This is a genomic window from Pseudomonas sp. BSw22131 (genome assembly GCF_026810445.1).
Taxonomy (GTDB): domain Bacteria; phylum Pseudomonadota; class Gammaproteobacteria; order Pseudomonadales; family Pseudomonadaceae; genus Aquipseudomonas; species Aquipseudomonas huanghezhanensis.
This window is the reverse complement of sequence record NZ_CP113949.1, coordinates 290,769-305,594: the sequence shown is the minus strand read 5'-3', so window position 1 is coordinate 305,594 and position 14,826 is coordinate 290,769. Positions and strand designations below refer to the sequence as shown.

Here is a 14,826-nt window from a genome sequence, read left to right as displayed (position 1 = left end):
ATGGCCTTCGAACAAATCACTCGCCTGACGCAGGTAACAAGCCCGCTCGATATGGATGTTTTGCTGCTCAAAAAGATGACAGGCGACGACGAACTCGGACGGCCATTCAGCTACGAGTTGCAGCTGGCCTCCAGTGATCGCGCCATCGACCTCAATCAGTTGCTTGGCAAACCGATGTGCGTGTCTGTGCAAGTGGGCATCAGCGCTCGGCGGTGTTTTCACGGTATCGTTGCCGGGTGCAGCCAGACCGCAGACATCGGTCAGTTCGCCAGCTATCAAGTCACGCTAAGACCCTGGTTGTGGCTGCTGACGCGCACCTCGGACTGTCGGATTTTCCAGCACCAGACCATCCCGCAAATCATCAGCCAGGTATTCCGCGACCTGGGCTTTTCGGATTTCGAGGACGCTCTTGGTCGCCAATACCGGGAGTGGGACTACTGCGTCCAGTACCGTGAGACCAGCTTTGATTTCGTCAGCCGGCTGATGGAGCAGGAAGGTATTTATTACTTCTTCCGTCATGACCAGGATCGTCATGTGTTGGTACTGGCCGACGCCTACGGGGCGCATCACGCCGCGCCGGGTTATGAATCAGTGCCGTTTTTCCCACCGGACGGCCAACATCGCGAGCGTGATCACATCAATCACTGGCGCTTGGCGCAAGCTGTCCAGCCGGGCTCGCTGGAGCTGAACGACTACGACTTCGAACGTCCCAGCGCCAGGATCGACGTCCGATCGGCGACCTCGCGTGCGCACGCGGCGGGCGACTATCCACTGTTCGACTACCCCGGTGCCTACACGCAAGGCGAGGACGGGGAGCACTACGCCCGAACACGCATCGACGCGATTCAAAGCCTGCACGAGCAAGTCGAGCTAAGCGGAAATGCCCGTGGGCCGGGGTCCGGTCACGTGTTCAGCATGAGGGGCTTTGAGCGAGAAGACCAAAACCGCGAGTACCTGATCGTCAAGGCTCGGTACGTCATTCATCAGGAAAGCCTGGAAAGTGGCAAAGGCGCGTCCACAGGTAAACAGTTTGAAAGCAGCCTGACGTGCATCGACGCGCAACAGAGCTTCCGCCCTCAACCGAGTACCCCGAGACCATTGGTCAAAGGCCCACAGACGGCCAGAGTAGTCGGCCCTGCGGGTGAGGAAATCTGGACTGATCAGTTCGGCCGAGTGAAAGTGCATTTCTTCTGGGATCGCCACGACCAGTCGAACGAAAACAGCTCTTGCTGGATTCGCGTGTCGCAAGCCTGGGCTGGCAAGAGCTGGGGCTCGATGCAGATTCCGCGCATCGGCCAAGAGGTGATTGTCAGCTTTCTGGAAGGTGATCCTGACCGGCCGATCATCACCGGTCGCGTCTACAACGCCGAGCAGGCAGTGCCCTACGATTTGCCGGCCAATGCAACGCAAAGCGGCACCAAAAGCCGCTCCAGCAAAGGTGGAACCTCGGCGAACTTCAACGAAATCCGCATGGAGGACAAGAAGGGTGAAGAGCAGCTGTACATCCATGCCGAGCGCAATCAGGACAGCGTGGTTGAGGTCGACGAAAGCCATTCTGTGGGGCATGACCGGGTCAAAAGTATCGGTCATGACGAGACAGTGACGATTGGCAGCCATCGGGTGCGGGTGGTGCGCAGCGATGACACGTTGCAGGTCGGAGGCGCCAAAATCGACAGCATCGGCTCCAGTTATCTGATCGAAGCGGGCTCGCAAATTCGCCTAGTCTGCGGCAAGAGCGTGCTTGAGTTCAATGCCAGTGGCGAGATAAATATCTCCGGCACATCGTTCAAGCTCTATGCCAGCGAGAAAGGCGATATCGACACCGGCGTGCGCCTGGATGTGAACTCAGGCGGTGCGACGGAGGTGAATGCCATGGCCCAAGGCGTCAAATCCACGATTGAATCCCGGGTTGAATCGGTGTTCTCGCAGAAGGCGTAACCGTGACATGAGCGCGCAAGATTGCCCGGCTGGTGAATTTATTTTCCGACACACCTGGAAACACCTATAGCCCCCGAAGCCGCGCCCTAGAGCCAACACAACCGGGCAGGTTGTCGCACCCACAGAAAACACAAAAGGTTGTGATGAATCGTTTCATCTGGCATAAAATGGGGGCTACGGGCTCGAAAATCTAGAAAAACATAGATTAATGGGTCGACGTCAGCCGCGTTACAGATCGACCCTCGCTTCACTTATCAAGCCAATTGATGCCGCTGCCCGTAGCGGATATCTGCGCTATCCAGCCTGCCCTGCAACCTCATTGAGGCCATTCATTCGGCGCGACCAACGCCGTGCATCAAACAAGGAACGGAAAATTGAGCGATCAATCCAGTCCGAACTCTTCACTCGCCAGACTTTGCGACAAAATCGGTATCCCTTATCCCCTGTTTTGGGGCTTCGTCGGCCTGTTGATCTTCATGATCGGCGACGGCGTAGAACTCGGGTATCTCTCCCCTTTCCTCAGTGATCGCGGTATGCCTGGCGATGAAATCGCCATGATCTTCACCGTTTACGGTGTAACAGTCGGCATCTCATCGTGGCTCGCCGGCGCGCTATCCAACATCTGGGGACCCAAGCGCGTGATGTTCCTGGGCCTGATCATCTGGAGCGCATTCGAAGTGCTGTTCCTGATCTATGGCCTGCAGCAAATGAGCTACTCGATGATTCTGCTGACCTACGGACTGCGAGGCTTCGGCTATCCGCTGTTCGCTTACGGTTTTCTGGTCTGGATCGCCGCTGCAACACCAGCGCGTAAAATGGGCATGGCCGTGGGCTGGTTCTGGGTCGCTTACGCGGCAGGACTGCCGATGCTGGGCTCACTGGTTGCCAGCATCGCGATTCCGCTGATTGGCGCGCTGCAAACCTTCTGGCTGTCGTTCGGGCTGGTGGTCGTGGGTGGCGTGATCGGTCTGGTTGGCATGCGCGAAGCTCACGGCATGCGTCGTCTGGCGCCTGAAGGCGAGAAGCCTATGGTGTCGATGGCCAAGAACATCACCATCATGTGGACGCGCCCCAAGGTATCGCTGGCCGGCCTGATTCGGGTGATCAACACGTCGTCGATGTTCGGCTTTCTGGTGGTGATGCCGGGCTTCTTCATGCACACGGTGGGTTTCACGCTGGAAGAATGGCTGCGTTTGCTGACCATTGTCTTCGTGTTCAACATCATCGGTAATCTGGGCTCCAGCGTGATCAGCACCAAGATCGGCTTCCGCAACACGATCCTCTGGTTCGGTGCGGTAGGCAGCACGATCAGCACGCCGCTGTTCTTCTTCATGCCGCAGGCGTACCCGCACGATTTCCTGATCGCCTCGGTATTTGGAGCGTTCTACGGCCTGACGCTGGCATGCTTCGTTCCACTTTCGGCCCTGGCCCCGGCGCTGGCTCCGCAAAACAAGGCTGCTGCCTTATCGGTGCTGAGTCTCGGCGCGGGTGCATCCACGTGGGTAGGCCCGGCTGTGGTTGCGATCTTCAATGAGCGATTTGGTATCGAGGGCGTGGTCTGGGCGTTTTGCGGACTGTACGCTCTGAGCGCAGTGCTGACCGCATTCCTGAAAGACCCTGAGCCGGTGCATGACCCGATCCTGATCAAGATCAAGCGCCGCATCAAAGTGTTCGCCCCGCGCCTGGACTATCGTTGGGCACATGCGGAAGAGCCAAACAAAGAAGTGAGCTGATTCAAGCACGCTGTCATCCAACATCGGCTGGCTACCGATTGTGGGAGGGAGCTTGCTCGCGATGAGACCGGTACACTCGCCACATATTCTGGCTACCGATCATCCAATCGCGAGCAAGCTCCCTCGCACTACCCGCCCCTTGCTTCGCGAAAGCACTGCGGCTGTAAGACGAAGCATCTTCTAGGCTATGCCGCCTCAGCCCGCCGCTTTTCCGTCAGCCAGCTACGGCCATACAGCACAGTAATCGCCAGAATCGCGATGGCTTGTGCGCTCAGCGAGTACGCATCGGCGTGAATACCCAGCCAGTCGAATTCAATGAATGGCACTGGACGCGTACCGAAAATGCCCGCTTCCTGCAGAGCCTTGACGCCGTGCCCGGCAAATACCACTGACAGCGCACAGAGTAATGCCGCGTTGATGCTGAAAAATAACGTCAGCGGCAGCTTCGCGGACCCGCGCAGAATGATCCACGCCAGACCCACCAACAGCACCAGGGCTGTGGCGCCACCCGCAAGTACGGCGTTATGACCTGCCGGGCCGGCTTGCAGCCAAAGGGTTTCGTAAAACAGGATCACCTCGAACAGCTCTCGGTAGACCGAGAAAAACGCCAGAATCGCAAATCCGAAACGCCCTCCACCGCCCACCAGACTACTTTTGATGTAGTCCTGCCAGGCAGCGGCATGGCGGCGGTCATGCATCCAGACGCCAAGCCACAACACCATCACGCTGGCAAACAGCGCGGTTGCGCCCTCAAGCAACTCACGCTGCGCACCGCTGACGTCGATCACGTACGCCGCCAACGCCCACGTCCCCAAACCAGCCAACAGCGCCAGCCCCCAACCGATATTGACGCTACGCACTGCCGATTCCTGCCCGGTGTTACGCAGGAACGCCAGAATCGCGGCCAGCACCAAAATCGCTTCCAGCCCCTCACGCAAGAGAATCAACAGCCCGGAGATGAAGCTCAACGAAGTGCTCAAATTGTCGCCGCCCAGCAAACCAGCGGACGCTTTGAGCTTGGCCTTCGCCGCTTCCAGCTTTTGCGCAGCCTGCGGCACCGACAACCCGTCTTGCAGCGATTGCCGATACGCCATCAGCGCCTTTTCGGTGTCTTTGCGCACGTTGGCGTCTACGTTATCCAGCGAGCTTTCGACCAGCTCGAACCCTTCCAGATACGCCGCCACCGACAGGTCATACGCCTGTTCCCGGTCGCCCGCCTTATAGGCCGCAAGACTCTTGTCCAGCGTGCTGGCGGTGTAGTCCAGCAATTGCGCCGGTCCGCGCTGGACCTGAGGAGGATGTGCACGTTGAGCGCGGAAGGTCGCAGCCACTTGAGGACCGTCAGTTGCACTGACTTCAGCAGGTGTCTGGCGTGCCAGATCCGCGAGATTGAAGGTTTTGCCCTGCGCGGCCGCTGAATCGGCGCTGAAGCCTGCGATGTAAGTGGCAACGTCCCAGCGCTGGCGGTCATCGAGCTGATCGGCGAACGAAGGCATGTCCGTGCCTTCAATCCCCAGCCCCAGCGTGTTGTAGAGGTCATAAAGGCTGAGGCGATCAAGGCGTGCGGCGTCGCGCAGGTTTGAAGGTGGAGGCGTCAGGCCAATGCCGGCAGGGCCGTCCCCTGCGCCAGCATCGCCGTGGCAGACCGCACAATGCTGGGCAAACAGCGGGGCGCCGCGCGCAGGGTCAGGCGTGATGATGGGCGCCTGGCTGATTTCGTACGTGACCGCCAATCGCGCGCCCAACTGACGGGCCTGACGTGCAACCACCCCACCATCAGCGTGCTGATCAACCGATTTGCGCAGATCGGCCACGGCGCGCTCAAGCTCGGTGCGCTCAGGCCGGGCCGGCAACGCGACGATCAACCCCTGCAAGCGGGCCAGAAACTCAAGCTGCTCCTGGTACTCAGACGCGTCGACCACTTTGCCGTCCAACACCGTCGCGGGGTAATCGGCCCCCACGTAATCAAGCAAGTGCAGCGCCTGAGCCGCACCGTCAACAGGGTCCGCCAGCACGGCAAAGCTGCACGACGCCAACAGGAAAAGACCAACGCAGCGCAGAAGCCTGAACGCGGAGAACATGAGCGAATCTCAAATAGGAATGCGAGGGATTGCCATTGTTCACGCACAGCGCGGCGCACTCAAGTGCCGAGATCAATTTAAGAATTTTAGGCTTTGCGTCCACCGGCTGGCGGCGACGCAATCCTGGATCAGGCGCGGTGCAGAGTCGCCAGAAACGCCGCAGCGCTGACGAACAAACCGGCGAACGTGCGGTTCATACGCCGCTGTTGTTTGGGGGTTTTCAGCATGCGCAACACTTTGGACGCAAGCCCTGTGTAGCCAGCCATCACGATCAAATCGACAGTCACCATGGTCGCCATGATGATCGCGTACTGCGGCACCAGTGGCAGGTGGATGTCGATGAACTGCGGCAGGATCGCGAGCATGAACACCAGCGCCTTAGGGTTGCTGATGTTGACCAGAAACCCCCGCGCCATCAGCGTCAATGGTTTGCCAACCGGGCGGACGCTGGCGTCGTCGGCCAGGTCGGCCGGGAGGGCACGCCATTGCTTGATGCCGAGGTAAATCAGGTACGCCACGCCGAACCATTTGATAAGGGTGAACGCCAACGCCGAAGTCGCCAGTACGGCACCGAGCCCGGCAGCCACGACGGCGATCTGCACGATGAGCGCGAGCTGCAAGCCGATGGCGTTCCAGTAACCGCGCCAGAAGCCGTATTGAAGGCCACTCGACATTGAGGCGATGGCGCCAGCGCCAGGAGAAATACTGATGATCCAGCAAGCCGCGAAAAAGGCCAGCCACGTATCGAGCGACATCACACACCTCATGCGGAAAAAACAGGTTTTTCAACCTAGTATTTTCGATGCCTGAAAACCAATGTTTTCCAACTGTTACGGTGAGTTGTGCGGGAACTGTGTCCCGCTCACGACTCCGTCAGGACAACGCTTCCAGCTCGGCCTGCATCGACTCAAGCAGTTCCAGCGCACTCATCCAGGCCTCTTCCAGCTCGCCTTCTCGGACTTTCAGCTTGGCTTGCTCAGCTAGCGTATCGCGCAGCTTGTCTTTGTTGGCAGCCTCATAAATAGCGCTGTCGCCGAGTGCAGTCTCGATCTTCGCAAGCTTCTCGTGCAGTGTTCCCAGGTCTTTTTCCAGCTTGTCGGCTTCACGCTTGTGTGGGGCCAATTGCTGACGCAACGCAGCCGCCTGCTGACGCTGGGCTTTCTTGTCAGTCTTGTCGACATTGACCGGCGTGTTGCTGACCGGCGCATTGCGCAAGCGATAATCCACAAGCCAGCGCGCATAGTCGTCGAGGTCACCGTCGAACGCCTGCACCACGCCATCGGCCACCAGCAGGAAGTCGTCAGTGGTGCTCTTGAGCAGGTGACGATCGTGAGAAACCACCAATACAGCGCCGCTGAACTCCTGCAACGCCATGGTCAACGCCAGGCGCATTTCGAGATCAAGGTGGTTGGTGGGTTCGTCGAGCAGCAAAAGGTTGGGCTTGTCCCAGGCAATCAGCGCAAGGGCCAGACGCGCCTTCTCGCCGCCAGAGAAATTCAGCACCGGCTCGTCCAGACGCGCACCACGGAAATCGAAACCACCGAGGAAGTCACGCAGGGCTTGCTCGCGCTCGGTTGGCGCAATGCGCTGCAGATGCAGCAATGGGCTGGCCTTGGAGTCGAGCGAATCCAACTGGTGCTGGGCGAAATAACCGACCACGGTATTCTCGCCACGCACCATGCGCCCGCTCAGGGGCTCAAGCTCCCCCGCGAGGTTTTTGATAAGGGTCGATTTGCCTGCGCCATTGGGCCCGAGCAATCCAATACGCGCGCCCGGCGTCAGTTGCAGCTTGACCTTCTGCAGGATCGTGACATCGCCGTAACCGAGGCGAGCGTCAGACAAATCCAGCAGGGGGCTGGAGATTTTGCTGGATTCGCGGAAGGTAAAGTCGAAAGGCGAATCAACATGCGCCGCTGACAACTCCTCCATGCGCTCAAGAGCCTTGATCCGGCTCTGCGCCTGCTTGGCCTTGGTGGCCTGGGCCTTGAAGCGCGCAATGAATTTCTCCATGTGCGCGCGCTGCGCCTGCTGCTTGTCGTAAGCCTGTTGTTGCTGCGCCAGACGCTCGGCCCGGGCACGCTCAAAGGCGCTGTAGCCACCACGGTAGAGGGTGATTTTCTTTTGCTCGACATGCGCAACGTGATCGACCACGGCATCGAGAAAATCACGGTCGTGGGAGATCAGCAGCAGGGTGCCGGGGTAACTCTTCAACCAGTCTTCGAGCCAGAGGATGGCGTCGAGGTCCAAGTGGTTGGTCGGTTCGTCGAGCATCAACAGGTCGGACGGACACATCAAAGCCTGCGCCAGATTCAGACGCATCCGCCATCCACCGGAGAAATCGCTGACAGGGCGTTCCATTTGCTCGTTGGTGAAGCCCAACCCTGCGAGCAATTTGCGGGCGCGGGCATCTGCGGTGTAGCCATCGGCGCTGTCCAGCTCCGAGTGCATGCGTGCCTGAGCAGCGCCATCCTGACTCGCTTCCGCCAACGCGAGGTCACGCTGGACCTGCCGCAACCGGATATCACCGTCGAGCACGTATTCCACCGCCTGGCGATCGAGGGTGTCGATCTCCTGACGCATGTGCGCGATGCGCCAGTCGGCGGGTAGCAGACAGTCGCCTGAATCCGGGGTCAGCTCACCCAGAAGCAACGCGAACAGGCTGGATTTACCGGCGCCATTGGCACCGATCAGGCCGGCTTTCTGGCCGGCGTGCAGGGTCAGCTCGGCGTCTTCTAGCAGACGTTGCGGACCACGCTGTAAGGTAAGGCTTTGGATTCGGATCATAATGGCGGCGGAGTCTACCAGCTTCGTCCAGAACAGGTAGATGACTATGCCCTCAGACCTTTGGAGTTTCACCCAGGATTTCTACGCAAGGCAGGGGGTCGAGCAAGCTTGCCTGGCGCTTCAAGCCAGTGGGGCTAACGTGTGTGCGGTGTTATGCGGGGTGTGGCTGGCACGAAGAGGCGTGGCGTTGGACGATCAGCGAGTGCTGGAAATCGGACAATTGGCGACGCCTTGGGACAATCAGGTCGTACAGCCGCTGAGGGCATTGCGCACACGCTGGAAGGCGGAGTCCGTCGGTGACGCAGAATGGGGACTGTTACGAGAGCGCGTGAAAGCACTTGAGCTAGACGCTGAACGGATACTGCTGTCACGACTGCAAGGCCTCGCCCAGGATTGGCCGAGGCAGCTCCCGCAGGGAGCAGGCGCCTGGCTGAGCGCGGTTGCGGGCGATGCGGCCATCGCTAACAACCATGACGCGCTGCACGTGCTGCGCGTCGTGGCGGATTCCCTCTAAATCAGGAAGCGTTGCCCGATGTAGAACCGGTTGCAGGCGCGGCCGGAGCGGGTGACGCAGCAGGCGTTGGCGACGAAGCATTCGCCGCAGCCGGCTTGGCAGCAGCAGGGGTTGCCTTGGCTACAGCTGGCTTCGCAGCAGCTTTGCGTGCCGCAGGCTTGGCACTGGCAGATTTGGCTGCCGCAGTTTTCGCAGCGGGTTTGGCCGCAGCTTTAGCGGGCGCTTTGACCGCGGACTTCGCAGCAGCGCTGGCAGCCGGCGCTTTCACGGCAGGCTTGGCGGCTGCGGGCTTGGTGGCCGAGGCGGCTTTAGCCGGTGCCTTGGCAGTCACAGCCGTCGCTGAGGATTTTGCAGCCGCGGATGATTTGGCAGCAGGTTTAGCCGCTGGCTTGCTAGCAGCTTTGGTCACCGGCGCTTTGGCAGCAGCGGGTTTGGCCAAGGGCTTGGCAGCCGGTTTTGCCGGAGGAGTTGCTGCACCGGTTTTTGAAATTGGCTTAACAGGCGATTTAGCAGGTGGTTTGGCTTTACCAGGAGCAGGCGGCTTGGGAGCAGACTTGGCGCCGTGCTTGGCAGGGCCAGGTTTTGCAGCGCGGTCACTCAGCACCTTACCCACGGCCTCTTTCACATGGCCCACGCCCTGTGCCAGCTTCAGGCTTTCCTGGGCATCGTGCTTAAGCTCGAGAATGTATGCACGGGTTTCAGTCTGACGGTCTTTCAGAGCATCAAGCAGTGATTCAAGTGCTGCGACGCCCTCTTTTGCCTTGGACTGCGCCTTGGCCTTTCCGGCAGTGGCCGCGTCCTGAAGCTTGGTGCGCGATTTGTGCAGCTTTTCCTGCGCCTTGCCACGCTGCTTTTCGAGCTTGGCGAGCAGTTTTTCAGCATCAGCCAGCGCTTGGGTGCACGCATTTTCCAAGTGTTCGAGCAAGCTACTGGAGAGCTGTTGGAGCAAATGCAACGGGGTATTTACTGGCTTCTTTTTGGCCGACATGACTTACCTCCTGGCTGATTTGAATGCGGCTCATAATAGACCTCTGCCCGCACTGCCGCTAGGGCATCTTGACACTACAAACCCTGCTCTGTTGCGAGACGCGCAAAATCACCCACATCCCCATCACATTAAAGACGCCGCGCTGGCATAATCCCCACTTCCTAGGCCGGAGAGCATTCATGTCGCGCTACCTGTTAACGTCGTTGTTCCTCTTGCTACCCCTCGCACACGCCGCAGATGCTCCCTCCGACAACGCCCACGATCTGGCGTACAGCCTGGGGGCGAGTCTGGGCGAGCGGCTGCGCCAGGAGGCGCCGGGTCTTCAACTGCAAGCGTTGATTGACGGGTTGCAGCAGGCGTATCAGAACAAACCGCTGGCGATCAAACAGGAACGCATCGAGCAAATTCTCAGCGATCACGATGCAGCCGTTGCCCAGGCGGAGACCTCCGGACAGCCAGAGCCTCAAACCGAAGCTGCGCTGAAAGAGGAACGGCGCTTCATGGACATCGAAAAGGCCAAGCCCGGCGTGCGCGTAATCGCGGACGGGATTCTCGTCACAGAGCTGACGCCGGGCTCAGGCCCCAAGCCCGACATCAATGGTCGCGCGCAGGTCAAATACGTTGGCCGATTGCCTGACGGTACGATCTTTGACCAAAGCGCCGCACCTCAATGGTTTCGCCTCGACAGCGTGATCGCCGGCTGGACAACCGCGCTCCAGGAAATGCCGGTTGGCGCCAAGTGGCATTTGGTAATTCCTTCAGCACAAGCCTATGGGGCTGAGGGTGCGGGCGACCTGATCGATCCCTACACACCGCTCGTATTCGACATCGAGCTGATTTCGGTCTCTCAGTAACGGCGCCGGCAACGTTGGGGCCAATAAAAAGGGGTGCACAATGTGCACCCCTTTTTCATGTCGCAAAATACGCTCGATTCATCACGCCTGAACAGCGGCGTCCTGTTCTTTGTGAGCGTTGTGCAGCACTTCGATCAAGCAATCTTCCAGCTCGAAGCGCTCATGCAGCAGACCGCCCAGCGTGTTGAACTCTACAGCCACTGCCGAACAATCCGAGCAGTCACCTTTGTCACACCTGTCATTAAAGGCAAGAGCAGTTTTGGTGATGACGTTCAAACGTGGATAGATGGTGTCAGCAAGCTCAAGACCGCGCTCGTCGTTGAACGCCCTGGCCTCTCTATTCAGTTGCTCGTAGACCTCAAAGTGCCCTGCAGATACGTAATCGACCAACAGCTCGCAAAAAGTCTGTAGCCCCTTTCGGTCGGCGGCCAATGCTTCCGGTGTATCCCCCAGTGCATCGTAAGACCGGATCAGCTCGTTGCGATCCTGTAACCAGCGATCAATCAACTTGTGAACCCCGCCCCAGCGTTCCTGAGCATTCTGACAACTTTCCAGCATGATGTTCTCTCTTCCCTTCAGGGGCATGCTGCCTCTGATCGAATTGACGATGCGGCCTGAAATCAGAAAGCCGGATCCAAAAAACGTCGACAGCAGTGACATTACGATAACGCGTGCGGGCCAGACTATGCCCGCATGACTAGGCCTTCAAGGTACGCAGCAGATAAAGTTCATACAAGTGTTTAATCCTCGGCACCCGACGCCGTTGCTCCCAGCCACCGCAGCCCGATAAAAACATGCCGTAGCGCGAACACGCCGAGGCCCGTAAAGGCCAGCAGGCTCCACTCGGGAATGCTGATGCCAAAAAATGACCAAGTGATTTCGGCGCATCCAATATTGCCGCTCAGCACCATGCCAAGGACTTTCAGAAAGGGCTGAGTATCAAGCATGAATTGCAAATTGGCCTGGCACGCCACGATATCGTCGGGCGCAAAGGCCTGCAGAAACACTTGGCGGCCGGCAATCAAAGCGCCAGAGATTGAGATGATCAGCATCAAGCCGGCATAAACGCGCCAACCCGAAATGCGCGGCGCGTGCACAACGGCCAGCAGGCATAACACGCCGTAGGCTACGTAGAGGCCTCGTTGAACCAGACAAAATGGGCTCAGCGACGGCCCGAGACGCATATCAAAATAGAACGCGGCCCCTAAGCACAATGCACAGGAAACAAATGCCATAAGGAACACAATGCGCAGCCGAGCTAAGTGCATGGAAAATCCGTGACAAAGTACAAAGGCCGCTACGGTAGAGGAAAGCACGCATCGCTTTCAAGGCAGCGGGACAAGGATATTTCTGTGTTTAAGTAAGGACTTACGGACCTCTTCCAGTCGACTTTTTACTAGGAGGCCTAAGGCGATTCAGCAGATGAGATGGAATAAGCGATTCGTCCTACATCACAACCCATAAAATGAAAAAAGGCCCTCAAGTAGGGCCTTTTTAGTGACGTAACTTTCGAACCTCAGGCGCCACTCAATGCCGGAAGCGGACGGGCCAATAAACGTTCGTCCAGCAAGCCCAATCCTTCCTGAAAAAGTTGATTGCTGCGCTCTGTCTCACCCAACTGCCCGAGCAACCGTGCCAGCTCGGCGCACGCCTCCGGGTTGCGCTGAAGGCGAAGACTGGCCTCAAGATAATCGCGCGCCTTGCCCCACAGACTGCTTTGCAGACACAGCCGGCCCAGCGTCAGCAACAATCCTGGATCATCAGGATGATTCTTGAGCCACCCTTCCGCTGTCTGCAACTGCCGGGAAGGATCGCCACCACGGACCAGCCCATACAGGCGCGCCAAATGGGTGTTGTAGTCGCGCTTCATGGCGGCGCGCAATACTTCTTCTGCCTGCGTATCGGCGCCCAGTCGGCGGAGTTGTTCGGCATACGCCAGCACCAACGCAGGCTCCTGCCGCTGCGCAGACGTAAGCTGCTTCCAAGCGTTTTCCAGTGCTGGCAAGCCGGTGAGGCCCGTTTCATCGACCTGATCACGATAGGCTGCCAGCGAAAGGTTTTCGCCCCAGGCGCGACGCTCAAGCTCTGCGAGCTCTTGAGCAGGCAAGACCTTGTCCTTGCGCAACTCGGGCATCAGACGAATCAGTTGTGACCACTCACCTCGCTGACGATAAACCCTCTGTAGCTGCCGCAGCACCTGCGCGTTATGCGGGTGACGCTCTTGCATGGCCTGCAAGGCGGCGAGCGCTCCGTCGGTGTCGCCACGATCCAGCTGAAGCTGCGCATGATTGAGTGCAATGGCCAGCTCGGCCTGCGGCTGACGCTCAAGCGCACGTTCAAGCAGGCTGTCGCTCTCTTCATAGAGGCCCTGCTCGTTGGCAGCACGAGCGGCACCCAGGTAGTACAGCAGCGGCTGACGCTCAGCTTCCGCAGCCCGCTGCAAATGCCGCTGAGCGCTGGCCCAGCGCCCCTCGGCCAGATCAAGCTGCCCCTGCTCGATTGACGATTGCACGCGACGGCTTCGATTACGATTTGACCAAGGATTGACCACCTTCCCGGAAGTCGTCAGCACACCGACCACGGCACGAATCACCCAGATCACCAACCACACAACCACCAGTAACGCCAACAGCGCCCATAGGCTCGACTCATAACGGAACTGATCGTAAGAGATGAGTACGTAGCCTGCGTGCTCAGAGACGGCAAGCCCAACGAAGGCGGCGATGATGATTGCCACGAACACAATCAGGTAAGCACGCTTCATTGAGGAGTCTCCTGCTGAGCGCTGTTGCCCTGATTGCTCAACGCCCCGCCGACCGGCGAATGGCGTTGCGCAAGGTATGCCTGAACCGCACTCAAGCTTGACGCAAGATCAGGCGTCGCCACAGCAACCGGCTTCTTAGCCAGCACTTCTATCTGCGCGCCTATGAATTTGCTTTGCGGGTTGTCCTGATTGAAATTGCTATCCAGTACGCTCTTCGCCTCGGCCATCGCTTTGGTGTAAACCGGCGCCTGACCATTTAAAGCCGCCCACTGCGCCTGCTCCAGCGCAAGGCTAAGTGCGAGGCGTACTTGGGCAAGGCTTTGACCGGCCAGCAACGGACGCAGGTTTTTGTCGGCGTTGAAGTCGATGCGTACGAAACGGGAGATCTGGTCCCACCATTTCGCCCAGTAGGTATCTTCGTTGCCGTCAGTCAGGCCGAACAGCGACTGACCTTCGTCTTTATATTCCGGCGCCAGCGCATTGAGTGCGATGGCTTGCTCGCGGACGGCCGCCAGCTGCAAATACAGTCCCGTGCGGTCCGGTTGATCGACACTGCTGAGCGCCGCAAGGCTTTTCGCCAACTGTTCGCGTGCAGCGAAAGCGCCCGGATCGTCTTGCTCGCGCAGGATTTCGTCTGCGCCCTGAACCAACGCATGAGCGCTGTTGATATCTTGCAGCGCCGAGAGCCTGAGGCTCGCCAGCCTAAGCAGATGCTCGGCTTCAGCCAGACGCCAGTCCTTGCGGCTGGCACCCAGTACGGTTTCAACCCGCTGACTCAAACGTTGCTGATCGCCCTGAAGCTGAGTGACCAGCCGGCGGCGCTCTTCGAGCTCTTGCGCTCCGGGCAATTGTGCAAGCCGGGCAGACAGCGATTGCTGATCCTGCTTGAGCGTCTGAGTTTGCGACCCCACATCCTGGATCAAGCTGGACTGTTGTTGATTACCGCTCTGGATCGCACGCAATTGCCAGACACTCCAGCCGCCAACCGCAACGCCGGCGGCGCCCAGCAGCAATGCCAGAATGGCCAGGCCATTACCGCGCCCGCCCGAGGGTTCTTTGCGCGCGGGCCCCGGGATCGGCTCAGGCTTCTGGGTCAGTACCGGTTCAACGTCATCTTTAGGCAAGAGTGTCTCGCTCACGTGTCCATCCTTTGCATTTGGGCGTTATCGC

The 14,826-nt window shown here is 59.0% G+C and carries 12 protein-coding genes; 4 read left to right on the top strand and 8 right to left on the bottom strand.

The window, feature by feature from the left end; translation table 11 throughout:
* Both OYW20_RS01310 and OYW20_RS01305 read left to right on the top strand, forming a co-directional pair.
* The gene (locus OYW20_RS01310; RefSeq protein WP_268798944.1) at positions 1 to 1,938 is read left to right on the top strand and encodes a type VI secretion system Vgr family protein; all 1,938 of its coding nucleotides are present in this window, start codon (positions 1 to 3) and stop codon (positions 1,936 to 1,938) included.
* A gap of 374 nt (positions 1,939 to 2,312) precedes the next feature.
* Positions 2,313 to 3,671: an MFS transporter gene (locus OYW20_RS01305; protein WP_268798943.1), complete on the top strand. Its 1,359-nt coding sequence runs from the start codon at positions 2,313 to 2,315 to the stop codon at positions 3,669 to 3,671.
* 185 nt (positions 3,672 to 3,856) lie between these two features.
* Here the strand turns inward: OYW20_RS01305 and OYW20_RS01300 are convergent, their stop codons facing one another.
* The 3 genes from OYW20_RS01300 to OYW20_RS01290 all read right to left on the bottom strand — a co-directional run bounded on the left by OYW20_RS01300 (position 3,857) and on the right by OYW20_RS01290 (position 8,536).
* Complete coding sequence (locus OYW20_RS01300; protein ID WP_268798942.1) at positions 3,857 to 5,752, bottom strand: FTR1 family protein; 1,896 nt, start codon at positions 5,750 to 5,752, stop codon at positions 3,857 to 3,859.
* Positions 5,753 to 5,880: 128 nt separating this feature from the next.
* The gene (locus tag OYW20_RS01295; protein ID WP_268798941.1) at positions 5,881 to 6,507 is read right to left on the bottom strand and encodes a LysE family transporter; all 627 of its coding nucleotides are present in this window, start codon (positions 6,505 to 6,507) and stop codon (positions 5,881 to 5,883) included.
* 118 nt (positions 6,508 to 6,625) lie between these two features.
* Positions 6,626 to 8,536: an ATP-binding cassette domain-containing protein gene (locus OYW20_RS01290; protein ID WP_268798940.1), complete on the bottom strand. Its 1,911-nt coding sequence runs from the start codon at positions 8,534 to 8,536 to the stop codon at positions 6,626 to 6,628.
* Between the two features lie 46 nt (positions 8,537 to 8,582).
* On the opposite strand from OYW20_RS01290, the gene OYW20_RS01285 reads away from it, so the two are divergent.
* Positions 8,583 to 9,050, top strand: a complete 468-nt coding sequence (locus OYW20_RS01285) for a TIGR02444 family protein (protein ID WP_268798939.1) — start codon at positions 8,583 to 8,585, stop codon at positions 9,048 to 9,050.
* Between the two features lies 1 nt (position 9,051).
* On the opposite strand, the gene OYW20_RS01280 is transcribed toward OYW20_RS01285, so the two are convergent.
* On the bottom strand, positions 9,052 to 10,038 hold the full coding sequence (locus OYW20_RS01280; protein ID WP_268798938.1) for an AlgP family protein: 987 nt from the start codon (positions 10,036 to 10,038) through the stop codon (positions 9,052 to 9,054).
* A gap of 179 nt (positions 10,039 to 10,217) precedes the next feature.
* Between OYW20_RS01280 and OYW20_RS01275 the strand changes: the two genes are divergently transcribed.
* The gene (locus OYW20_RS01275) at positions 10,218 to 10,892 is read left to right on the top strand and encodes an FKBP-type peptidyl-prolyl cis-trans isomerase (protein ID WP_268798937.1); all 675 of its coding nucleotides are present in this window, start codon (positions 10,218 to 10,220) and stop codon (positions 10,890 to 10,892) included.
* 81 nt (positions 10,893 to 10,973) lie between these two features.
* On the opposite strand, the gene rsd is transcribed toward OYW20_RS01275, so the two are convergent.
* The 4 genes from rsd to OYW20_RS01255 form a co-directional block, all read right to left on the bottom strand.
* The gene (gene rsd, locus OYW20_RS01270; protein ID WP_268798936.1) at positions 10,974 to 11,450 is read right to left on the bottom strand and encodes a sigma D regulator; all 477 of its coding nucleotides are present in this window, start codon (positions 11,448 to 11,450) and stop codon (positions 10,974 to 10,976) included.
* Positions 11,451 to 11,632: 182 nt separating this feature from the next.
* Entirely contained in the window at positions 11,633 to 12,127 is a 495-nt protein-coding gene (locus OYW20_RS01265) for a disulfide bond formation protein B (RefSeq protein ID WP_268798935.1), read from the bottom strand.
* A gap of 281 nt (positions 12,128 to 12,408) precedes the next feature.
* Positions 12,409 to 13,656, bottom strand: coding sequence for a heme biosynthesis HemY N-terminal domain-containing protein (locus tag OYW20_RS01260; protein ID WP_268798934.1), 1,248 nt, complete (start codon positions 13,654 to 13,656; stop codon positions 12,409 to 12,411).
* Positions 13,653 to 14,795, bottom strand: coding sequence for a uroporphyrinogen-III C-methyltransferase (locus OYW20_RS01255; RefSeq protein WP_268798933.1), 1,143 nt, complete (start codon positions 14,793 to 14,795; stop codon positions 13,653 to 13,655). Before OYW20_RS01255 ends, OYW20_RS01260 begins: the two co-directional genes overlap by 4 nt.
* Between the last annotated feature and the right edge of the window lie 31 nt (positions 14,796 to 14,826).

Excerpts from the sequence above, each read along its gene's own strand:
- OYW20_RS01290 (WP_268798940.1), bottom strand. The coding sequence starts at position 8,536 with ATGATCCGAATCCAAAGCCTTACCTTACAGCGTGGTCCGCAACGTCTG.
- OYW20_RS01275 (WP_268798937.1), top strand. The coding sequence starts at position 10,218 with ATGTCGCGCTACCTGTTAACGTCGTTGTTCCTCTTGCTACCCCTCGCA.
- OYW20_RS01260 (WP_268798934.1), bottom strand. The coding sequence starts at position 13,656 with ATGAAGCGTGCTTACCTGATTGTGTTCGTGGCAATCATCATCGCCGCC.
- OYW20_RS01300 (WP_268798942.1), bottom strand. The coding sequence starts at position 5,752 with ATGTTCTCCGCGTTCAGGCTTCTGCGCTGCGTTGGTCTTTTCCTGTTG.
- OYW20_RS01280 (WP_268798938.1), bottom strand. The coding sequence starts at position 10,038 with ATGTCGGCCAAAAAGAAGCCAGTAAATACCCCGTTGCATTTGCTCCAA.
- OYW20_RS01295 (WP_268798941.1), bottom strand. The coding sequence starts at position 6,507 with ATGTCGCTCGATACGTGGCTGGCCTTTTTCGCGGCTTGCTGGATCATC.
- OYW20_RS01310 (WP_268798944.1), top strand. The coding sequence starts at position 1 with ATGGCCTTCGAACAAATCACTCGCCTGACGCAGGTAACAAGCCCGCTC.
- rsd (WP_268798936.1), bottom strand. The coding sequence starts at position 11,450 with ATGCTGGAAAGTTGTCAGAATGCTCAGGAACGCTGGGGCGGGGTTCAC.
- OYW20_RS01285 (WP_268798939.1), top strand. The coding sequence starts at position 8,583 with ATGCCCTCAGACCTTTGGAGTTTCACCCAGGATTTCTACGCAAGGCAG.
- OYW20_RS01265 (WP_268798935.1), bottom strand. The coding sequence starts at position 12,127 with ATGGCATTTGTTTCCTGTGCATTGTGCTTAGGGGCCGCGTTCTATTTT.